General features: G+C 42.7%; 12 protein-coding genes and 2 pseudogenes. 4 read left to right on the top strand and 10 right to left on the bottom strand.

Translation table 11 applies throughout. The features are described from left to right. Positions 1-3: 3 nt before the first annotated feature. From N6H18_RS02210 to kduI, 7 genes are all read right to left on the bottom strand, one after another. The gene (locus N6H18_RS02210; RefSeq protein WP_262310210.1) at positions 4-1,203 is read right to left on the bottom strand and encodes a glycoside hydrolase family 88 protein; all 1,200 of its coding nucleotides are present in this window, start codon (positions 1,201-1,203) and stop codon (positions 4-6) included. 5 nt (positions 1,204-1,208) lie between these two features. Continuing rightward, complete coding sequence (locus tag N6H18_RS02215; RefSeq protein ID WP_262310211.1) at positions 1,209-2,795, bottom strand: RagB/SusD family nutrient uptake outer membrane protein; 1,587 nt, start codon at positions 2,793-2,795, stop codon at positions 1,209-1,211. Positions 2,796-2,817: 22 nt separating this feature from the next. Beyond that, positions 2,818-5,826 carry a SusC/RagA family TonB-linked outer membrane protein gene (locus N6H18_RS02220; RefSeq protein WP_262310212.1) on the bottom strand — a complete coding sequence of 1,003 codons (3,009 nt, stop codon included), beginning with the start codon at positions 5,824-5,826 and terminating at the stop codon, positions 2,818-2,820. A 287-nt stretch (positions 5,827-6,113) separates the two neighbouring features. Next, a complete protein-coding gene (locus N6H18_RS02225) occupies positions 6,114-10,223 on the bottom strand; it encodes a hybrid sensor histidine kinase/response regulator (protein WP_262310213.1) in 4,110 nt (1,369 codons plus the stop codon). A 177-nt stretch (positions 10,224-10,400) separates the two neighbouring features. Continuing rightward, on the bottom strand, positions 10,401-11,615 hold the full coding sequence (locus tag N6H18_RS02230) for a DUF4861 domain-containing protein (protein WP_262310214.1): 1,215 nt from the start codon (positions 11,613-11,615) through the stop codon (positions 10,401-10,403). Further along, positions 11,615-12,409 carry a gluconate 5-dehydrogenase gene (locus N6H18_RS02235; RefSeq protein ID WP_262310215.1) on the bottom strand — a complete coding sequence of 265 codons (795 nt, stop codon included), beginning with the start codon at positions 12,407-12,409 and terminating at the stop codon, positions 11,615-11,617. Before N6H18_RS02235 ends, N6H18_RS02230 begins: the two co-directional genes overlap by 1 nt. A gap of 7 nt (positions 12,410-12,416) precedes the next feature. Next, positions 12,417-13,259, bottom strand: a complete 843-nt coding sequence (kduI, locus tag N6H18_RS02240) for a 5-dehydro-4-deoxy-D-glucuronate isomerase (protein ID WP_262310216.1) — start codon at positions 13,257-13,259, stop codon at positions 12,417-12,419. A gap of 98 nt (positions 13,260-13,357) precedes the next feature. Here kduI and N6H18_RS18665 point away from each other — a divergent pair. Together N6H18_RS18665 and N6H18_RS02250 are read left to right on the top strand one after the other, a co-directional pair. Then, a pseudogene (locus tag N6H18_RS18665) lies at positions 13,358-13,498 on the top strand (LacI family DNA-binding transcriptional regulator); the annotation flags it as partial. 52 nt (positions 13,499-13,550) lie between these two features. Next, positions 13,551-14,372: pseudogene (locus N6H18_RS02250) on the top strand (substrate-binding domain-containing protein); the annotation flags it as partial. 20 nt (positions 14,373-14,392) lie between these two features. Here the strand turns inward: N6H18_RS02250 and N6H18_RS02255 are convergent. The 3 genes from N6H18_RS02255 to N6H18_RS02265 form a co-directional block, all read right to left on the bottom strand. Beyond that, positions 14,393-15,256, bottom strand: coding sequence for a DMT family transporter (locus tag N6H18_RS02255; protein ID WP_262310219.1), 864 nt, complete (start codon positions 15,254-15,256; stop codon positions 14,393-14,395). 222 nt (positions 15,257-15,478) lie between these two features. Then, positions 15,479-16,132 (bottom strand): TPM domain-containing protein, encoded by a 654-nt coding sequence (locus N6H18_RS02260; protein WP_262310220.1) that lies wholly within the window; start codon positions 16,130-16,132, stop codon positions 15,479-15,481. 26 nt (positions 16,133-16,158) lie between these two features. Continuing rightward, a complete protein-coding gene (locus N6H18_RS02265) occupies positions 16,159-16,992 on the bottom strand; it encodes a TPM domain-containing protein (RefSeq protein WP_262310221.1) in 834 nt (277 codons plus the stop codon). A 93-nt stretch (positions 16,993-17,085) separates the two neighbouring features. On the opposite strand from N6H18_RS02265, the gene N6H18_RS02270 reads away from it, so the two are divergent. Continuing rightward, a complete protein-coding gene (locus N6H18_RS02270) occupies positions 17,086-17,679 on the top strand; it encodes a LemA family protein (protein ID WP_262310222.1) in 594 nt (197 codons plus the stop codon). A 369-nt stretch (positions 17,680-18,048) separates the two neighbouring features. Next, positions 18,049-23,130 (top strand): Ig-like domain-containing protein, encoded by a 5,082-nt coding sequence (locus N6H18_RS02275; protein WP_262310223.1) that lies wholly within the window; start codon positions 18,049-18,051, stop codon positions 23,128-23,130. Positions 23,131-23,155: the final 25 nt, after the last annotated feature.

The following is a 23,155-nucleotide window of genomic DNA, read 5'->3' on the forward strand; positions in this document are numbered from 1 at the left end:
ATTTTATTGTGAAATTCCCAGACTGTTTTTTCGATGCATCGCTTCGAGGAAATAGTAGTCTGCATAACCTATAGGTAGATCTATTTCGTCATCCTTGGGCCAATTGCCTGTGCTATGCGTCAAAATAAATGGCACTTTGAAATCCTCAGACAACACATAAGTAGCTGAACCCAATGATTCCATGATGGCATCCGCAAATTTTAGGTATGCTATATCTCCTGTGTAGGTGTACAACTCGTAGCAAGCTGAGGCATCCACAGCTGCAGCAGAGGCATCCCTTGGTGCATTAGGAATAGCGGGATCATTCATGTCCCAGTAGGGGATATGATCATCTGGCATCTGCGGGTGATTCATAACAAATGCCGCAATCTTTTTGGCCTGCTCCAAAAACAACTCGTCTCGGGTGTATCTGTAAACCATCGTGAAGCCATACAAGCCCCAACCCTGTCCTCGCGACCAAACTGATTCGGCATCATATCCCTGATGAGTCAGACGCTGTTTGACCTCACCTGTCGTGACATTGTAATCTATCACATGGTAGCTGCTGTTGTCTGCACGGTAGTGATTGACGAGGGTTTTGCGTGCATGAGAATCTGCAATTTTGTAAAACGAACTGTCTCCAGACAAACGTGTCGCCTCAAAAAGCAACTCCAAATTCATCATGTTGTCGATGATCACTGGAAACTGCCATTTGTCCATTCCAAAATCCCAAGATTGAATGCACCCTACCGTAGGCGAAAATCTCGTACTCAATGTTTGTGCACTAGTCAATATCACGTCTTTGTAGTGTGGGTTTTGCGTGATCTCGTAGGCCTTGCCTATGCTGCAATAGACTTTGAATCCCATGTCATGGGTCCTGCCATTCCATTGCTCCTTTTCCATAAATGGAATCCAACTCTCTGCACGCGTCAAGAAGGATGTATCCCCTGTCAATTGGTACAAATACAACAAACTACCTGGGAAGAACCCACTGGTCCAATCCTTGGATGGTACACCGCGTACCTCTCCATTTTCCTCCATGCTCCTCGGAAACTGGACCGAATCAACTGGATAAGAGAGCAAATAAGGAACTCGGGCACTGACGCCCGAATTCCAAACTGAATAACCATTTCCAACTTCTTCTTCCCCACTTTGCTGAGCAGCTTCTCTTTCGGTACATGCCAAAAGCAAAACACACAGCCATATCATGTTGATTTTATTCATCTTGCTTAATAACCTTTGTTTTGTGTTAAATTATCATTTTTATCCACATCTTGTTGGAATTTAGGATAGTAATAATCTCTCGCTGGGTCAAAGTTTTGCTGCTCCAATCCGCTTGGGCCAAATGCCGTGACACCCAGCTGTCTACGTTTGATATCATACCATCTACCAAACTCGAACGCTAGCTCAACCCTTCTTTCCTCCAGAACCATGGTGGTAAATTCCTCCTTGCTCAATCCACCAGCTACATCCGCAGGAACTGCTCTGTCATTGGTAGGATCAGCATCCAATTCTCTTCTCGCTCTTTTCCTGACTTGGTTGACATAGTCTTCTGCCTCTGCCGTAGGCCCATTCACTTCGTTGGATGCCTCAGCGGCCATCAGCAAGACATCAGCGTACCTCATCAAGCAGTAATCATTTTCAGAATCACGAGCATTGATTCCTGCTGATACAGCTGGATTTCCCTCTCCCAACACTTCTCCATGTGCCCTGTAGTACTTAGCTATGTGTGGTCTAGCTACATTGAGTGGGATTGCCCCCCAATCTGTGTATGGAGTCGCCACACCATTGTAAGTCATCATGGTGTCGAAGCTCACGACTCTTCTGTAATCCTGTGGATCAAAAGAGTTGAATGCGGCCAAAGTAGGCACTGCTACACTCCACCCCTCACCTGTAGTATAGCGTTCATCCTTTCTCGGTCCTGTAACTGATGCCAGATAATCTATGGCTGCATTGGTTCCACCTAGACTACTTGGGTTTGCGCTTGCATCGTTTCCTTTGAAGTCCAATTCAAACAACACTTCGTTGGACGGTGTAGCGATACTAGGATCAAACAAGTCCGCAAACTCTGGCTCCAAACTATATCCGAATGCCACACTGTTATCAATTACATATTTAGCCTCCGCATAGGCAGCAGGATAATTGGCTCTGGTCAAATGCACAGATGCCAAAAAAGCAGCAGCAGTTCCTTTGCCTGGACGCTGTTTGGATACAGGCCTATCGGTCAAATGCTGCTTTGCAAACTCCAAGTCTTCGATGATACCTGCATAGATATCATCCTCGGATGATTGAGGAAGTGTATAAGCTATGTTGGCATCTGTGAAGGCAAAATCAATGTAGGGAATCTCTCCAAACAACCTCACAAAGTGAAAGTGTATGAAGGCACGTAAGAATCTACACTCAGCCAACAAAGGATTGACCTCTGTGTCTGCCGCATCGATGGATTCAGCACCTACCATGGTATAATTCAATGCTGCCAAGATTTCATATCCCTTTGGCCACATGGCGCTCACCATACCGTTGGTCGCACTCATATTCATCTGATCTACTTCGATACGAAATGAAGTAGTTGTCATATCTCCAATACTTGCCATATCACCTCTCAACAAGAGAGAAAGAGGTAATTTCCTTCCCCAAAAGGATTCGTGTGTCAACAAGGAGTAAGCACCATTGATACCAATCTGGACATCACTCGTAGTCTGGTAAAATGCCTCTGGTGCCAACAATCCTACTGGCTCTTCTTCCAAATCGGAGCAAGAAAAGTTGATCGATAAACTCATCAAAAGGACGGTCAATATTATATATGTTCGTTTCATTTGTCTGTTCTTTAAATTCATTTTACAATCCTAGGTTCAAACCAAAAGTATAGCTGCGTACATTGGGATAACTCGCATAATCGAGTCCAATGTTTCGGTTGCCATTCGCACCGCTACCAGAGTTACCATACCCTACTTCCGGATCCAAACCTGGATAATCGGTGAATGTCAGGAGATTTTGTGCACTCGCGTAAATCCTCAAAGATCTAATGTGTGCTTTCTCCAACATTGATTTAGGCAAAGTATAACCCAACGAAATGTTCTTGAGGCGTACATAGGTCGCATCATAAATAAATCTAGTGGACATCCGATTGGTTCTAGATGCTGATGCCTTAGGTACATCAGTGTTGGGGTTGGTAGGTGTCCATCTATCCAATGCTTTAGTTGTTGCATTGTTTTTGCCAGAGAATGTCTCCAACTCCATCAGAGTGTAGCTCACCATGTCATTGCCATGCACCCCTTGAAAGAAGATATTCAAATCAAAATTCTTGTATCCAAAGGTGTTGTTGAATGACCAAGTAAAATCTGGATTGGGATCTCCAATGATCTTCCTATCCGCTGCGGTCAATTGACCATCTGGTGTCCCGTCAGGACCAGAAATATCTGCAAAATGCTCTCCTCCTGCTTCTTGTTCAAATCCCGAACCTGGGGTAAACACATCACCGTTTTGGTAAATCCCCTCATACACATAGCCATAAAACACACCCACAGGTTGCCCCTCGATTATCAACTGTGTATCGTTGGGTAGTCTCAAGTGCCCTGGGGACGAACCATAGAGATCCACAGAATCAGGCAAAGTCAGGACTTTGTTGCGATTCATAGAATAAATCAAATCCGAACTCCAAGTAAACTCACCGACCAAATTTCTAGTGCTCAACATGAGTTCAACACCCTTATTACTTACTTTACCAATGTTTTGCAATTGAGAAGAAACCCCTACATAAGAAGGCAGCAATCGTTGAAACAACAAATCATCTGTGATCTTGCTGTAATAATCCCCAGTCAGATTGACTCGTCCATCCATCAATCCTAGGTCAAAGCCAATATCGAGTTGACTGGTAGTCTCCCACGTCAATTCGGAATTGGCCAGCTCATCCAACCTCACTGCATTGGCACCAGTCGTTGCAGAATATGTGGAACCTAATCTAGCCAAGGACTGGTAAGCGCTGATTGCTTGATTGCCTACCAAACCATAACTCGCTCTGAGTTTGAATTGATTGACCACCTCCAGTGATTCCATAAAAGATTCCCCTTTGACATCCCAAGCCACCGCTGCAGAAGGGAAAAACGCCCATTTGTTGTTGGCCGAAAAATTGGATGCACCGTCATATCTAGCAGTAGCCGTGAATATATATCTATTCAGGAATGAATAATTGATTCTCGAATAGTAGGAGAGCAGTTCGGACTCAGTCAAAGACGAAGTAGGTGCACTAGGCGTACTGCCTTGATCCAATGCCCAATAACTCCCTGAATTATTGATAAATCCAGTAGTAGAAGACTTCCAAGATTCAGACTTGTTGGACTGATAGGAATATCCATTGACCCATGTCACGTCATGGTTGTTGATCTCCTTACTGATCGTGAAATAATTTTCACTCAACAAGGAAGTTTCCTTTCTAGAATCAATTCCAGCGAGACCGTTAGAACCAGCGCCACGAATCAAAGTAGTAGGCCAAAACTCACCATCTCTCCAATTGGTGGTACCTATACCCAAGGTAGTTTTGAAACTCAACCAATCTGTGATTTTCAAATCGGCGTACACATTGGACTGAAATCGATCTGTGACTCTTTCTCTCTGGTATTCAGTCGCCATGGCATACGGATTATCGATTTGATCACCCACTTGAGAGACTGTATACGAACCATCTGCGTTGTAAATACCCAAATCTGGATTGAAACGCAAGGCAGCACCTACTACACCTGCTTGTCCACTTCCTCCAGTACTTTCTTGAGTGCGGACACCCACGTCTGTACTTCTACGGCCATATGTCGACATACCTACTTTGAGGTAGTCGGTAGCTTGTGCATTGACGTTGGCATTCAATGAATACCTCTTATAGTCTGACCCAATTATGATCCCCTGTTGGTCAAAATAGGTACCTGACAAATAGTACGTCACATTGTCCGAACCTCCACTGATTGACAATTGGTTGTTGGAGATTATCCCCTGACGATAAATCTCGTCCTGCCAATCGGTATCGGATCCCAGATAATTGTACGTACCAAACTCCTGCATGTAATCAGAGAACTCCTGCCCACTGAGTAAATCAATCTTGTTGGTTGTCTCTTGTATAGCATACGAACTGTTGAAATCAATCTTGGTCACACCTTTGCTACCTTTTTTGGTGGTAATCATGATTACACCATTGGCCCCTCTAGAACCATAGATAGCGGTGGCAGATGCATCCTTCAATATCTCAATAGAAGCGATATCCTCTGGAGGAGGCATCTCAGCTCCTACAAAACCATCTACCACTCGGATAGGATCAGAGCTGGCATTGATAGAAGTACCTCCTCTGATTTTGATGCTAAAATCCGCACCAGGCTGCCCGCCATTGTTGGATTGAATCTGTACACCTGAGGCACGACCCTGGAGTGTCTGTACTGCCGACACGGCCGGAAATGCAGTGATCTCACTTGACTTCACTGATGATACCGAACCCGAGAGATCGCTTTTCTTCACAGTACCATATCCTACGACTACAACCTCTTCCAGTGAGATCAAATCAGGTTGCATTTCGAAATCGATGACACTTCGGTTGCCTACTTCCATTCGGACGGTTTCAAATCCCACAAACGAAGCAACCAACACATTGTCATTGTTCACTTCCAGACTGTATTTACCATCCATATCTGTAGTAGTCCCTGTAGAGGTTCCCTCTATCAATATGACAACACCAGGAAGTGGCTCACCGTCTTCTCCGGAAATGACCAAACCTCGCACTGTACCAGTTTGTGCAAGTAGCACATGTCCAGACAATGCCATCGCCCACAAGGCGATCAAAAATTTAAATTGTAACCATTTGTTCATAAAAAGTAATTTAGTTTTCAAATGAAATAGATAATTAAAAGAGCCATCGTCACGATGAACATGCTCAAAACCCATTCTTTCCAATGCTTTTTCATGCTTGCATTTTTTAGATTTATCTTCTTATGACTGCCTCTCCACAAGTGGATTAGATGCTAGGCTCATAAGAGATAAACACATGAAACTTTCAAGAACAATTTTATCTCAATCGGAATACTCAAAAATCCAAAACAGGGTACACTATCGTACAAAATGAAGGGGGAAGAGCCCAAAAAAGGCCTTTCAACGGATTAGCTGAATTTTTCGGCATATGCCGATGGGGTGGTATGGTGATACTTTTGAAAGCACTTGGTGAAGTACTTTGGATTCTTAAAGCCTACTTTGTAGCTGACTTGTGACACATTGATCTTGCCCTGTTCGAGCAATTGTGCCGCACGCTTCATTCTCATTGATAGAATGAAGTCATTTGGGGTCATGTCAGTCCATGCTTTGACTTTGGTAAACAACATCGTACGGCTGACGCCTAGTTCGGAGGCAAACAACGCCACATCAAAAAATTGGTTTTCGATGTTGTCATTCATGACCTCAATGGCTTTGTTTAATAACTCCTCGTCAATCGACGTAATTGTGATTTCACTGGGTGTGATTTGTTTGTTGTCTCGAAATTTCTTCTTCAGGTTGGCTACAAATCGTAGCAGGTTACGCACCTTCAGTTCCAACTCCCGGACATTGAATGGCTTGTTGATGTATTCATCTGCACCTGACTCCAATCCTTCATATTTGAATATCAAAGAGGTACGTGCCGTCAGCAGGATAAATGGGATATGACTTGTTTTGAGATTACTCTTGATTTGAGAGCAAAATTCTATTCCATCCATGACAGGCATCATCACGTCGCTGATAATCAGATCTGGCACTTCTGCTAGTGCCATTTCCATTCCCATTTGACCATTGGATGCTTCGATCAGGTTGTATTCGCCAGACAACAATTCTAATATGAACCCTCTGACATGGTCATTGTCTTCCACGACCAATACCGTTTTTTTGTCTTCTTCACGTATCAATCGGTCCACATCCAAGGTAGTTTTGCTGTTCCAATCATCTACCGCATCCATCCTATAATTGGTCAAATCCTCGCTGTCCTTGAACTCGCCTATGACCTGCGAATCGTCTAGGTGATCCTTTCCTTTAGCTAGTTTGATCGTAAATTGACTACCTACTTCTAGTTGACTTTCTACTTCCAGACTACCCTTGTGTAGGTCTATGATGCTCTTGGCCAATGCCAACCCGATACCTGTACCCTTGCTTGTTTCTTGATGCCTCGACCCTGAACGCACCTGATAGAATCTATCAAATATTTTATCCAAGTTCTCGGGTTCTATTCCTTGACCACTGTCCGCAACCAAGATGTCAACTTGTCCTTCTTTTTCCGAAATCTGTACTTTGACTTCTCCACCTTCTGGAGTAAACTTAAAAGCATTGGAGAGTAAGTTGTACAAGACTCTCTCCAACTTGTCACGGTCATAATAGACCCGTATATCCTCCTGATCTGACTCAAAGGTATATTTGTATCCCCCATTTTTAGCCAAAATCTTGAATGACAGAAATATCTCATGTACAAACTTGACTAAGTTGCCTTCAGCTGCTTCGAGATTGGCTTGTTTGTTTTCGATCTTTCTAAAATCCATGAGTTGATTAATCAGTTTAAGCAACTGACTGGCACTCTGCTCCATGACCTTGAGTTTCTTGAACATCGAGCTGCTGCCTTTGTAATCCTGTATAATCTGCTCCAGAGGTCCCAAAATCAGGGTCAACGGAGTTCGAAACTCGTGGGAGATGTTGGTAAAGAACTGCAGTTTGACCTGATTCATCTCCTGCTGCTGGAGATTGATACGGTGCTCCAGATCCAGTTCATACTGCAAACGAGCCTTGGATTTGATCATTCGATACAAAATGTAAAGTGCCACAATCACTATCAAGCCATAGAGCATAAATGCTGTGACTGACTTCCAAGGTGCTGGATGCACATATATGTGTAGCTTGGTGATTTCGCTACTGATATTCCCGTCATTGTTGATCCCTTTGATCTCAAACAAATAACTGTTCGAGTTTTGAATCGCATACGAGACTTCAGGTACTGAAGAAAAATTCCATTCCTCCTCTAGTCCTTTCATCCGATAGACAAACATATTCTTGTCAGGGTTGACAAAACTGGGCAAGGCAAATTCCAGCGTAAAATTGGCCTGATCATAGTCCAATACTATTCGTCTCATCGTAGACAGAGCTGTTGACAACACCTCTGTTTCATCCCCAGGAATCACCCGTCGATTGTTGATTTTCAAACCAGTAAGTGTGACATTAGGAGTATAAAGATTCTCCTTCAAATCCCTGGGGTCAAACCAACTCACTCCGGCAGGACCACCAAAGTACATTTTCCCACTGATACTGTACAAGGAGGCATTGCTATTGAATTCATTGGACAGCAATCCATCGGATTCTTCAAACAGTTTTTTAGTGGCTGATTGTGGTTCATACCTCATGATCCCATTGTTGGATCCTATCCACAGAGCTTGCGCATTGTCTTCTTCTATGGAATGAATGATGTTGCTCGTACTTTCATATCCAGAAAACAAATCTACTGTCACGAAACCCTCGTCGGTCAATTGATGGAGTCCGGTTTCCTTCGTTCCCACCCAAATCGTGTGATCCTTGCTTTCAAAGATAACCAAGACATCCTCGCCAGACTTGCTCTCCGCATCGTAAAAATATCGCTCGAATTGAAAACTTCGGGAAACCACATGCTGTGCAGACAAAAAACTCAATCCATTCTGTGTTCCTATCCAAATATTACCCTTGCTATCTTTCATCAGTGTACGTACTTGGTCATCTGACAGAGACTTTGGGTCATTAGGGTCATTCATTATCCATTTGATCTCCTGGGTCAAGTGATTGTAAAGGTTCAATCCTCCTCCAAAGGTCCCCAACAACCACTCCTCCTCACTGATAGCAACCACATCATACACACTGTTGTTGCTCAACCCATTGTTTACATCCAATAGTTGCGTGACTTGGTTGGTAGTGGTATTGAATACATTCAATCCTGCATTGAAAGTACAGACCCATAGATCCCCTGACGCTTGATTCCATCGCATGGCTTTGATATTGTTGCTGGATAAGGCGGCATTTTGTTGGTTGTAGTAGCTATATTCTCCTGTTTGTTTTTCTAGTGCGGTGATCCCACTTCCTTCTGTACCAAAATACAGGTAGCTTGAATTGTCTATGATGGAACTGACGACATTGTAAGCCAACCCCTCTCCAACATTTTGCTGCTTGATGTGACCAAAATTAAAGTTGGATTGATCCCACATATTGAGTCCTCCATAGTAGGTTCCTACCCAAACTGATCCATTGTCGGTACAGTAGATGCTCTTGATTTTGTTTTCAGAAATCGAGTTTTGTGACTGGGTATCGTTGCGCACGGACAGGAATATTCCATAATGCTCCATTCTGCTGAGTCCATCGTAAGTCCCCACCCACAGCCTGCCTAATTTATCTATCTCTAGCGCACGTACATTGTTATTGATTAGACTCGATTCTCTTGCTTCTTTTTTGAATTGTGCTTTTAGTTCCCCCTGTGGAGACAACTCATACAATCCGTTGGATTTAGACCCTACCCAAATACTACCTTGCTGATCCTCTGTGATCGCTTGGATAAAATCTGTTCCTGAATCCTCGCTATTCCCCAAATTGATTCGATCAAAAACATAGCTGCCATCTGCTTGTTGGGTCATACGGTTGAGTCCAGCTTCTGTGCCCACCCATGTCTGATTTTTGGAATCTGTAAAAATCTTCAAGACATGGCTATGAGAAACACTCTTTGGATTACTGGGATCGTGATAGTAAGAAACAAAGGTGTCTGTATCAGGATTCAAGACATTTAAACCGTCGGCAGTCCCTAGCAAAATTTCTCCTGAGGGCAATATATCAATCGACCAAATTGTGTTATTGGAAATACTTTTTTGCGTGGATTGATCCTTGAAATAATGGGTAAAACGCTCAGTTTTGAGGTTGTAGTGATTGAGGCCGTTGTAAGTACCGATCCAAAGATCACCTGTAGCATCTACTGCAATATCCAAAATATCATTGTTACTGATGCTGTTGGGATCCTGTGCGTTGTTTCGAAAAACACTGATTTTATTGCCGTCGTATCGGTTCAGACCATCTCTGGTCCCGAACCACAGCATTCCCTGCTGATCTTGGGTCATGGTGATCACTGAGCTCTGAGACAAGCCCTCCGCCGTGGTAAAATGCTTGAACTCAATAGGCGCTTGTTGTGCCACCAAATCCAAAGCCATCACACAGGCTATTGTGAATACCGCAATTAATCCTCCCTTGTTCATGCTACACGATGCTACGTCTTTTGATCCCTAAATCAAAAAACGAATCACTAGTTGGACGAAAGTACTGTTAAAAATATTTGCTTTCAAAAAAATTGAGGAATCAATCCAGAGTTTGATTCCTCAATTCAATATCTAGTATCCCAAAACTGGAACCTAATCTATAAACCAGCTTGTGATCTACAGTACGGTCAATGGCTCATTGATACGTGAACTTAGGTCTTGCATATAGTCAACAAAACCCTCCTCGGTCTTGAAACGCTCGTCAGACAACTCCCAAGCAGCTACAAAACAGAAGGATGGTGATGAAACTGGAGCTTTCATTTTCATGAAGTACGTTTCAATGACACCCTCACCTTCGTTGGCCGTCTCTCCGTTGGATGCAAACAAATCATTGGACAAAATCAAGCCCATACCCATTTTGTCTTGGTTCTCTGTTTGCACGTCGTAGGTAGCGATGTAGTGGCTGTTTCCAGCTTCTCCTGCCAACATTTCTTCGGCATGTTTGTTGACCAAGCCAGCAACCCAGGTTACTTTTTGATCCCCTGCCAAAATAATCTGCTCATGAAAGGCATACTGTCCAGCCCAAATAGTGATTCTTTCGGTCACATCTAGCGCACCCATCGGCGTATCCCAACCCTGATGACGGATGTCAAAAATGGTACGAATAGACCCTTCCACAACTGTCACATATTTGGCAGAAGCGGTATTGCCCAATCTGATAAGTGAGTCTTCATAAGACATAGCCACACCACCTGCACCTAGGCTATTGCCTACCTTGAGGACATCCATACCCCAGCTATCTAGCTTGTGATAATCCTGACCCTTGGTACCAGCCAAGTGTAAAGACATCTCTGTAGTGGTTTTGGCATAAATATCTTTTCCATTTCTGGAGTCGAAATAATTTCTAAAACCAACCTTGTCATTTTCCCAAGCAGGGCCTTCCATTTGGTACATCATCGGATAGACCATAGCGATATTGTCCACATGTCTTTCCTCTTCGTCCTTCTCTACGAAATTGTCCGCTCGCTCATAGTCCACACCCAAATAAACACGCGTTCTTTGCGTGAACTCAGGATATTCGCTAGTTGTGATCAGCTCCAACTGTTTGGTCTCCAAACTATCGATACTGACCAAAGCAGCCAATTCGTCCCAGTTGCCGTCCCCATCCAAATCGTCCAACTGTTGCTGCAATGCCACGCCATCTGCAATAAGCAGAGGCTTTTGTCCTTCAGCCAATACACCCAATTTGGTCACTACAAATTCTCTCGAAAGTACAAGAGGTTCTTCCGCTCTGACAGTCTCCAAAGTATTGGTGACTGTCACCCCAATTTTGTCTGGCTGACACCCAGTGATCACTGCGATCACCGTCAGCATGCTCAATATTCGCTTCATTATAGTTCGTTTGCAGGTTTGCCAATAGTAGCCAAGATACCACCGTCTACATAGATCACCTGTCCGTTTACAAAATCACTTGCTTTGGACGCCAAGAAAACCGCTGCTCCTTCCAGGTCTGAAGGGTCGCCCCATTTACCTGCAGGTGTTCTGTTGACGATGAAGTCATTGAACGGATGTCCGTCTACTCTGATAGGTGCTGTCTGACTGGTTGCAAAATATCCAGGACCAATCCCATTGGTTTGGACATTGTGTCTGGCCCACTCGGTTGCCATGTTTTGCGTCAACATTTTTAGACCTCCTTTTGCGGCAGCATAAGCCCCTACTGTATTTCTACCTAACTCACTCATCATTGAGCAGATGTTGATGATTTTACCTTGCTTGCGTGCGATCATTCCTTTCACCACCGATTTGGACACAATGAACGGACTCACCAAGTCTACTTTGATGACTTGTTCAAAATCCGCCACTTCCATCTCCTCAAGGGGTGTACGCTTGATGATCCCAGCGTTGTTGACCAGGATATCGATCGCACCCACTTCGGCTTCTATTTTAGCAACAGCTGCTTTGACTGCTGCTTCATCCGTCACATCAAACTTGTAGCCCTGCACGGTCACACCTGCTTTGGCGTATTCTTTGATTGCAAGATCTATTTTCTCTTGTGATGAGTTACCATTGATTACAACTGTGGCTCCTGCTTTGCCTAGTCCCAAAGCCATAGCCATTCCTAAACCGTGAGTAGCACCCGTGACAAGCGCTACTTTACCTTTCAGATTAAATAATTCTAAAGACATATTTTTGTTATCTAAGTTCTGTAATTGGACAAACGTCCATGTCACCATAATCGAGGTTTTCGCCTGCCATTCCCCAAATAAAAGTATAGTTGGATGTACCCGCTCCTGAGTGAATAGACCATGGTGGTGAGATGACAGCTTGTTCGTTTTGCATCCAGATGTGGCGCGTTTCGTCTGTTTGTCCCATGAAGTGGCACACCGACTGTCCCTGTGGTACTTCTATATAAAGGTACACTTCCATTCTTCTGTCATGTACGTGTGATGGCAAAGTATTCCAAACACTACCAGTTTTCAATTCTGTCATACCCATCTGCAACTGGCAAGTTTCTACAACACTTGCTACGAGCATTTGACATACAGTTCGATGATTGGCAGTTTCCAAAGACCCCAACTCAATTTTGTTGGCTTCAGCTTTGGTGATTTTTTTGGTTGTAAAGGCCTTGTGTGCTGGAGCCGAATTCAGATAAAATTTCGCTGGTTTGCTGGCATCCTTGCTTGAGAAAACAACTTCTTTAGTTCCCATTGCCACGTAGAGAGCATCTTTGTATGACAACTCATACGCCACTCCATCTACAGTGATCGTACCTTCACCGCCTACATTGATCACGCCCAGCTCCCTTCTATCGAGAAAATGCTCAGCTTTGAGTGGATCGATGGTTTCCAATGTCAAACTACCTTTGACAGGCACCGCTGATCCGGCAATGTATCGATCGTAATGCGTATAAACCAAAACTACTTCGTCTGGTTGCATCAAATCGTCTATCAAAAATTCTTTCCTTAGTGCATCTGTGTCATATTGTTTGACAGCCTGAGGGCTGGATGCATACCTTACTTCATGTCTAGTACTCATATCAAATTATTCTTGTCGTGATCGAAAAAATCAAAAGTAAACAATAAAATACAATCGATTGTATTTTTGATGAGTACAAATTTGAATAAATTGCAGCGATGAAGAAAAAAGTCACCATTCACGACCTAGCAAGGATACTCAATATTGACAGTTCGACCGTATCAAGAGCTCTCGCAGACAGTCCCAGAGTCAAACAAAAAACCCGTGACTTGATTCAGGCCAAAGCCAAAGAACTCGGGTATTCCCGAAACACCTTAGCGTCTAATCTTCGTTCACAAAAAACCCATACCATTGGTGTGATTGTCCCACACATCTCTAGGTTCTTTCTATCCACTGTGATAGCTGGGATAGAAGAAATAGCCTATGAGAAAGGCTACCGCGTCATCATATGTCAGTCTCTGGATCAGCTGACCCGTGAGCAAGAGATGGTTCGTGCCCTTCTATCTAGTCAGGTGGACGGTATCATACTATCCATATCCATGGAGACAGATCAATTCGAACACCTAGAAAGCATTCAAAAACAGGGTATCCCTGTCGTGTTTTTTGACAGAAAATGTGAAGCCATCTTCTGCGACCAACATCACCATTGATGATTTCAAAATGGCGTTTGAAGCCACAGAACACCTCATCCAAAATGGTTGTCAACGCATAGCTCATTTTGCAGGGTCGCAAAAAACCAGCATCTACCGTGACCGCCTCAACGGATACCTCTCGGCCTTAGAAAATCATGGATTGAACAAAAACGACGCAATCATCATAGAGAGTAGACTCAAACCTACTGATGGCAAGCGTATGGCCATGGAACTATTGGAAATGTCACCTCGGCCAGATGGTGTCTTCTCCGCCAATGACTTAGCAGCCATCTCTGCCATTCAAGTGTTTCACGAGCATGATATTCAGATCCCATCTGATATTGCCATCATGGGATTTAGTAACGAGCCACTTGGCGCCTACACCAATCCTCCCTTATCCTCCGTGAATCAAAACCCCTATTTAATGGGCAAAACAGCTATTGAAAGTTTATTGGATCAGATTGAGAACAAAGCCATGTCTGATGAAAAAATAGAAATTATTTCAGAAATGATCATAAGGAAGTCTTCTGCAACAAAAAGTTGATCACCTCAATCCAGAGGTTATTTCTTTTGTCCTAGATACAAGGCCAAGATTACCAAAACACCTCCTATCACGCTAAAAACACTAAAAGGCTCAGACAGCAAAAAAGTCGCGTAGACAAACCCAAAAATGGGACATAAATACAGCCAGAGAGAGGCGCGCACTGGGTCTGTTTTGAGCAATCTCAACCAGAGCTGCACGGCAAACACAGAGACAAATACAATCATCCAAAGTTCAGATAACCAAAAACTCACACCAAACTCATTGCCCCCTTCGTACATGTACAGCGTCAGTGGCAAAATCAACACTGCCGCGATCAAAGTTTGCCAGCCATTAATAACCATTCGAGGCAACTCCCATTTCACGGTGGTATAATAAACCGACCCAAATGAATAAGCCAACATACTTAGCCCCAGTAAAACCAAACCTATCCCCGTCACATGACTTGTGTTCAACAAGGGATACGAAGCGATAGCCACACCCAATGTGCCTAATAATAAGCTCAAATAGGTCACCAATTTGATTCGACGTTTGGTCCAAAGAGCTGTAATCAAGCTAATGAGAATTGGGGTCAGTGCAATCAGCAAAGTAGTGATCCCCGCCGCTACGTGCCGCAAAGCCAATACAAACAACCCCAAATAGAGGGCAGTATTGAAAGCAGAAAAAACAATCAATTGCTTGAACTCCCGTAGTGATGGCAATTGGTTCCGTTGGAAGCCATATCCTATGACCAACAAAAGTCCGCCTGCCAGTACAAATCGAATATTGAATAGAACCAATGGCTCTACGGTGTACAGTCCAAACTTACCCGCCACAGATGCCGAAGACCACAATAGCGCAAAAAGTAATCCCTGGAGGATACCACCCGAAAACCAATTTCTCATAAGACAGAATAATGTTGAAATGCAAGCACATAGCCGCCACTTCTACCAAACACATGATATGCAAAGTAGTCCTTTCATCAATCTGCTTTTAGAAAAATATTAAGCACAAGGCAAACACTCTTAAAGAATTTCAAGAGACTCGGACTTTTCAGTAGAAAATAAGCTAGATCCTCGGAAAAGCTAATACCTCATTGCGTCGAGTCACCCTGATTTCGGGCGTTATTAGTCTTCGATTCTTATCTCGTCAGACAACTCGTTGGTATCATCTTCACGCACAACAAATCCATTCTCCAACAAGAGAGCCTTGCATTTCAGCACAGCGTTGGCGATACCTTTGGCTGTTTGGTCACTTTTGATACCTGCGATTACAAGTCCCACGACTTCATTCCAGTCATTTGCTTCAATCTTTGCATTGATCCCTTTGTCTCCGAGTACTTGGACACTTCGCTCCAACTCACTGACATAAATCAAGATGCCTGTCCGATCAATGGTCGTAAATACCTCCTCCTGCAAAAACATGTCTCTTGCCTTGGTCAAAACTCGGTGAGCAATGACGGTTCTCGGAATAAACCCCAAGCGAAGGGTGGGAACAATCGCTGGAACTAAAAACCCTAAAGCAACTAGACTCAACAAATAGATGCTGGTGCTGAATATCGTCAAATCCTCAGGCAACAACCACAACCAAGACATCGTCCCCATGATCGCCAATCCTGAAACACTCAGTATGGCAGCCAACTTCCAACATGCTTCGAGATAGTCATCACTGGACCTGGCAAAATAGATAACAATTTCTCCTGAGGACTCTTTTTCGAGACTTTCGATAGCACTTTTGACAACTGCCTTGTCCTGATCAGAGAATATAAATTTCTTTTTCATTTGTTTAATCTTAGATTGGAATATTGTTACCAGCTGCCCGATGCGCCTCCGCCACCGAATCCTCCGCCACCTCCGGAGAAGCCACCAAAGCCACCTCCACTGCTACCTCCGAATCCACCACTACCTCCATAGTAGCCTCCTCTTCCACCACCATAGTAGCCTCCACCACCACCACCTCCAGTTCGGCCAATACCAAACAGCAGTGAGATCACAAAAGCAATGACAGCAAAAATGATACTACCAAATATATAACCCACGGCTATAGCCAAGACAATAGATATTCCTGCCTTAACCCATTTATTCTTAAAAAAACTACTGATGATACTGAGTACAAATGCTGCAACCAACACACCACCAAATGACTTTCGATTCCCATTTCCTTTGCTACTAGTGGTTTGTGTCACAGCAGGCAAATCCTCTCCATCTACCAATTTGACCACTGCATCCACACCAGCATCAATTCCAGAGGTAAACTTCCCATTTCTAAATTCTGGAATAATCACATTGTCTACGATGCGCTTGGCGTAGATATCGGGAATCGCTCCTTCCAACCCATATCCAACTTCCAACCTAACTTTTCGGTCATCCTTGGCCACCAATATCAGCACGCCATCATCTATTCCCTCTCTGCCCAACTTCCACTCGTCAGCCACTCTGATACCATATTGCTCAATGGTTTCGGGACTTGTGCTAGACACGATCAATATACCGATTTGGCTACCTTTGGTCTGTTCAAAAGCCTCCAGTTTTTCTTCTAGGTACCTCGTTTCATATGGCGTAAGTGTAGCTGTCTGATCCGTGACACGCTGTTTGAGCTTGGGGATCTCCACATCGTCCTGCGCCCATGCGAAAAACTGCATGGAAACGAAACCTATTAGGACAAAAAGAGTTTTTACATTCGGGATTTTCATTGCGGCTAAAATACTTAGATTTGTCGCCTAATCAATAATAACATGAGTAAAAAGTCATTAATCATCATTGGAGTCATTGTTCTGGCAATATTCCTGATTTACAGCAATATCAAAGGAACCTTCAACGGCATGAACCGTGCAGACCAAAGCGTCAAAGCACAATGGGCCAAAGTAGAATCACAATACCAGCGCAGATCAGATTTGATCCCTAACCTGGTGAGTGTGGTCAAAGGATATGCGGAACACGAAAAGAGTACATTGGAAGCTGTCATCAATGCCAGAGCCAAAGCGACCAGTACCAACATTGATGCTTCCAAGCTAGATGCGTCTTCAATCCAAAAGTTCCAAGAGGCACAGGGCGAATTGTCATCTGCGATTTCGAGATTATTAGTATCCGTTGAGAGGTATCCTGATCTCAAAGCCAACCAAAACTTCTCGGAGCTACAGGCACAACTAGAAGGTACCGAAAACAGAATCGCTGTTGAGCGCAACCGCTTCAATGACGAAGTGAAGGGCTACAACGTCCTCGTGACGGAGTTCCCTGGTAGAATCTACGCAGGTATTTTCGGATTCACCGAAAAAGGATATTTCCAAGCTGATGCTGGATCAGAGAAAGCACCAAAGGTGGAATTTTAACTACTAACAAAACTTTTCCCCAATTAAAAAATGGCCTCAAGAAATACAACCTCTTGAGGCCATTTTCATTTCCTCCTATTAATAAAAAACACCTCCCCCCTTTCTTACTGAGAAGTAAACAAATTCTATTAAATATAACTATAATCCAATTTAACACCTTCAAAAACAACCATATACATTTGTCTATATTTATTTTATTCAAAAAATATAAAATATACCGATCGTAATAAATTCATATTCAACAACATACAATTTCTCCACTAGCAAAGCATCATTTCCACTGATATCTGTCATTTTAAAAGAATAACCAACCATGTAAATTACGCACGTATTTCCCGCGTAAATACTGTTTAACTTTTAACACTTCACATGAAATCAAAGCTTATCAATCGACTGTCGATCACCTTATTATTGAGTTTATTGTCAGTCATCACATTTGCTCAGAGCCCTTCTATCGCTCTGAGTACTGGCAAAGTATCTGCAAGCGCAGAACTTGGCTCAACAACTACACAAACATTTACTATTTCAAACTCTGGAAACAGGGATTTGAATTGGTCCCTCAATAGACAACAATATGGCGCTGAGGTAACATTTATAAAACAGGACTATGCTGACTGGACTCTAGAAGAGAATCAGGACAGATTCACCGAGAATGTCATTCTTACAAGAAAAGATAATCAGGGCTTTTTCAATATTGCACAAGAGGAAGCAGCTTCTAACTCTTCTCCAGCGGACACAGAGTGGGCTTTTGGCGATACAGAAGACCTCTCCCCATCTGATTACAATGTTTGGAAAAACACAGTAAATAGTGACCCTAGTAGCATGATTAACCAGTCAATGTCAATGCATGCAATCTCAGAAGATCGCTACTTCAATATGTACGTCACAGGTTTTAGCGGAAGCAATACTGGCGGAGGATTCTCATACTACCGCATAGAGACTGTAGCTCCTGATGCCATTAGATACATCCCAGCTACATTCTCAGCAGAATCTGGAACCATTCCAGTAGGAGGTAGCACCGAAATCACCGTTACATTTGATACTGATTATTTGATAGCTGGCAAATTTCAAGGGTTCTTATTGATCAATTCTAATGATCCAGTAACGTCAAGCATAACAGTTCCAATGGAATTACTAGTAACTGGCGGTGTTGCAGATTTGTATTGCAACAACACCTTAAATTTTGAAGATGGTTACGTTGGAATTACAAGTACAGCAGTTATTACTATTGAAAATGACGGTACTGGCTATCTAAACATCTCAAACATCACTTCGGATAATTCTGTCTTTGTGCCTCAGGTTACCAATGTCTCTATTGCTCCTGATGACTCCTACACTCTCAGTGTTGATTTTGCACCAACTGCAATTCAGGCATATACAGGTACATTGACGATCACAAGCAATGATCCCAACTCTCCATATTTTGTAACCTTAAATGCAGAAGCGCTCGATGTTCCAATTATTTCACTGAATAGTAATACATTGAGCCAAACAGTGGCTAGCGGCTCTACTGCTTCACAAGCCTTCACCATCTCTAACAACGGCAACTCCGACCTGACCTATAGTTTCGATTTGAATCTAGGTAAATCTGAACCCGTAACATTTACCAAAGAAGATTATGCAGATGCATCTGTACTCCCGAATCACGACTGGATCAGTCCAACATTCCAATTAGCAAGAGATAATTATGAAGGATTGTATAATATATATGATCAATCTTACTTTAATGGAAATGGTCCCTCAGATAGTGAGTGGGCCAGTACATCTACGGAACTAGCAACAAGCTACACCACCTGGAAAACTGCTTGGAATAATCTTTCATCAAATGGTGGAGTATATTATTCTCCAGGGCATACTTCATCCCTGCATATATTATCAGAAGATCGATATTTTGACGTGCATATCCTACAATGGACTGGCAATGGCGAAGGGGGTGGGTTTTCTTATACAAGAGAGGAAGTTTACAACTGGATCAAACCAACCCCTTCTACAGGAACGATTACCGCTGGGGAATCAGAAGAAATCACAGTAGAATTTGATCCTACAGGGTTACCTATAGGTACATATTCAGGTATGCTAAATGTAGAGTCGAATGATCCTAATAATCCTACCATGAGTATAGCCGTAAGCATCACAGTCACAGGAAGTCCCGTGGCTTCTATAGACGATGAACTGAATTTTGATGATACAATTATTGGCAACTCTAATACCCAATCTTTTGCTATTCTCAATGAAGGTGCGGCACCACTTAACATTACCAATATCACGTCGGATAATGCAGCAATTGTACCCGCAACAACTTCTATCACAGTACCAGGCTACTCATACAGTACGGTAGAAGTAAGTTTTAATCCATCGGTAGTTCAGGAATATACTGGTGTGATTACAGGCACTACCAATGATCTAGCAAACCCTTCATTTGCTATTGTTTATGCAGCAGAAGGCCTAGCACCTGGAAATTTAGATTTAACGTTACCTACGCTTTCAGTCTCACTACAAACAGGTAATACTGAAACCAAAACTATCCAATTGGCCAACACTGGCGCTGGAAATCTAAATTGGACACTAGACATGATCAACGAAAACCCTGTTGTCTCTTTTGCCAAAGAAAACTATGCTGACTGGACGCTAGAAAGCAACCAAGACAGAATAGCTGATAATGTATGGATTACTAGGGCTGAGGAACAAGGACTTTTCAACGCAGCTACTGAGCGATCATTTAATTCAAGTAACTCACCTTTGGGTACTGGTTGGGCAGAAGGAAGCACCTTTTCTGTGAATGATAGTGACTATGACAACTGGAGAGATGCAGTAAATAGCAATCCTCCTAGCTCAGTAGGCAACACTTACTCATTAAAAGTGGGACGTGACTATTATGACCTCACATTCACCTCATGGACAAGGGGTGATGGTATCGGTGGTGGTGGTTTCTCCTATGAGAGAAAAAAAGCTGCTGGATGGATTAAGGTAGACGACTCAGATGGTAATATTTCATCAGGTTCTACCAGCGACATTAAGTTAACTTTTGATCCTAAATCCTACCCAGCAGGTACTTACAACGAGATATTAATATTGACGAGTGATATACCGAATCAACCAGCAATTCAAATTCCGATTGAACTTACCGTAACAGGACTTCCAGCTATTTCGGTTTCTACTGACGAGGTTGCTTTTGGAGAAGTTGGAGTTGGACTATCCAAAACTGTCACTATCACCATTCAAAACGAAGGAACCGAAACATTGTCTATAGCTAGTATTCTTTCAGACCATGCGGACATTACAGCTGACGTATCTAGCGCAGAGATAGCACCAGACGAGAGCCTAAACGTTCAAGTGACATTGACTCCTTCCACTGTGCAGTCCTATACCGCGACACTGACCATTAGTAGCAATGACAGTGATGAGCCTAGTATAGTAGTAGACATGACAGGAAGTGGGGTTGAAATCCCTAACATGACAGTTTCTGTCAATGAGATCAATGTAGAAAGCACAACTGAAAGCATCTTTACAGGTTCTTTTGAAATTGGTAATACTGGAAATGTGGATCTCAACTGGTCTTTCAATTCTGCTAATTTAAATTCCATATTAGGAGTGCTTAATGATGGCTATGAAGACATAACAGACCTCATACCAAATATATATACTTTCGAATATGACGGTGGCTCTAATTACATCAATGATGGTGGAGACGACATGTATGATAATGGAAACTATTTGAATACGTCTATGGCAAGTGAAATTCCTTACTCTGACAATGTAGTTGTTGATGGTTCGAGCTACTTTGGTACAGGCACTACCTACTTTACTCGCCATTTAGACGGGTTATTTGTAATGGTGGCTGACATCAATGGAATCGATGAATTCAATATCACAGGTAACTTAGGTGCAGATGGAGGAGGTTCTATTGATGCTACTGTGCTTGAATCAACAATCAATGGCATCACTTATAATGGCTATGTAACCCGTGTTTATGACGCTAATGACCCAAGTATCAACCATATAATTATTGTCGAAAAAAACGCCTATACTTCACAAACCTACGACGCTGGTACTGGTGTTGAAGATCATGTCATCACTGGCTTATCCAAAACCAGTAGAATTCATTATTTACTATACGCTGGAGCAAATGGTACATACATCGATGATACGCATGCGACATCCATCATGGAGCAATACATAAGTACAATTTCCCTAGATGAATTTACTCATGAATGGATTACATTAGATCCAAATACTGGGGGAACCATTGCCTCTGAAGGTAGTACAACTGTAAATTACACCATAGATATAACAGGATTTGCTCCTTCGATTTATAATGCTAACATTACAATTGCTAGTAACGACCCTGCACACTCACCGTACAACATACCAGTAACCGTTAATACAGGTGGTATCAAAGTGATCAATCCTATAGCAGATCAAATTATAAACAAGGGATTTGGATCTATGGTCCTGGATATAAGTAACGTGTTTTCTGATTTGAATAATGACGTACTTACCTATACTATTGGGAATAGCAACAAAGGAATAGTGACTACAAGTCTGGTAGGTACTGATCTGACAATCAATGAAGTAAAACCTGGAAAAGCCATTCTAACGATCAGAGCAGATGATGGGCATGGCAATGTAGTTTTTGAGGACTTTGAATTCCATATAGTTAATGTCAATGCCATAGAAAATCAATTCGTCAATACAGGATTTGGGTCTAGCTCGATTGATTTATCAATGCTGTTTAGTGATAGTGGATTTGGAGATCAAATTTCCCTCTCTGTAGTCAGTAGCAACGAAGCGGTGGTGACTACTACTATTTCAGGTATGTCGCTGGATATTATAGAAGTAGGCGTTGGTACTAGTACTATTACCATTACTGCTAATGATGGCACCAATGACATCATTGCTACTTCATTTGACTTCACAGTCAAACTAGCACCAGTCGTGGTAGGACTTCCTGATCTTGTCAAAGCAATAGGCTTTAACACTTTCGTGATCAATTTGGTTGACAATTTCACGAATGCAAACGATGATGTGTTGACTTATACTGCCGTATCTTCTAACACAACAGTAGCGACTGTTACTGTTTCCGAATCTGGTAGTATGACTGTGACTGAAGTGGGCGCAGGTACTACAACGATCACTGTGACAGTAGATAATGGTAGTGGATCTGTCTCAGATGAGTTCTTGTTGACGATAGGTCAGGTACTATCTACTGATCTATCAGCTATGGGATTGGAGGTATATCCTAATCCTGTTCATGACAGACTAAACTTGTTCAATAAAACAGGACATTCCATGCAAATACAAGTTATTTCTTCTCTAGGAGAGGTTATCTACACGGATACCATCACCCCAGGGGTGCAACAACTTGATATGAGTAAAAATGCAAGCGGTCTTTATTTTGTGAGGTTACAATCCAACGGTTTTAAAAAAGTAATGAAGCTGATTGTCCAATAGACAAAATAATCAATACACAACAACA

Origin of the sequence: Reichenbachiella agarivorans, from assembly GCF_025502585.1 — a bacterium.
Classification (GTDB): Bacteria; Bacteroidota; Bacteroidia; order Cytophagales; family Cyclobacteriaceae; genus Reichenbachiella; species Reichenbachiella agarivorans.

Coding starts and splice junctions, on each gene's coding strand:
- N6H18_RS02255 (WP_262310219.1), bottom strand. CDS start 15,256: ATGAGAAATTGGTTTTCGGGTGGTATCCTCCAGGGATTACTTTTTGCG.
- kduI (WP_262310216.1), bottom strand. CDS start 13,259: ATGAGTACTAGACATGAAGTAAGGTATGCATCCAGCCCTCAGGCTGTC.
- N6H18_RS02260 (WP_262310220.1), bottom strand. CDS start 16,132: ATGAAAAAGAAATTTATATTCTCTGATCAGGACAAGGCAGTTGTCAAA.
- N6H18_RS02270 (WP_262310222.1), top strand. CDS start 17,086: ATGAGTAAAAAGTCATTAATCATCATTGGAGTCATTGTTCTGGCAATA.
- N6H18_RS02210 (WP_262310210.1), bottom strand. CDS start 1,203: ATGAATAAAATCAACATGATATGGCTGTGTGTTTTGCTTTTGGCATGT.
- N6H18_RS02275 (WP_262310223.1), top strand. CDS start 18,049: ATGAAATCAAAGCTTATCAATCGACTGTCGATCACCTTATTATTGAGT.
- N6H18_RS02235 (WP_262310215.1), bottom strand. CDS start 12,409: ATGTCTTTAGAATTATTTAATCTGAAAGGTAAAGTAGCGCTTGTCACG.
- N6H18_RS02220 (WP_262310212.1), bottom strand. CDS start 5,826: ATGAACAAATGGTTACAATTTAAATTTTTGATCGCCTTGTGGGCGATG.
- N6H18_RS02265 (WP_262310221.1), bottom strand. CDS start 16,992: ATGCAGTTTTTCGCATGGGCGCAGGACGATGTGGAGATCCCCAAGCTC.
- N6H18_RS02225 (WP_262310213.1), bottom strand. CDS start 10,223: ATGAACAAGGGAGGATTAATTGCGGTATTCACAATAGCCTGTGTGATG.
- N6H18_RS02215 (WP_262310211.1), bottom strand. CDS start 2,795: ATGAAACGAACATATATAATATTGACCGTCCTTTTGATGAGTTTATCG.
- N6H18_RS02230 (WP_262310214.1), bottom strand. CDS start 11,615: ATGAAGCGAATATTGAGCATGCTGACGGTGATCGCAGTGATCACTGGG.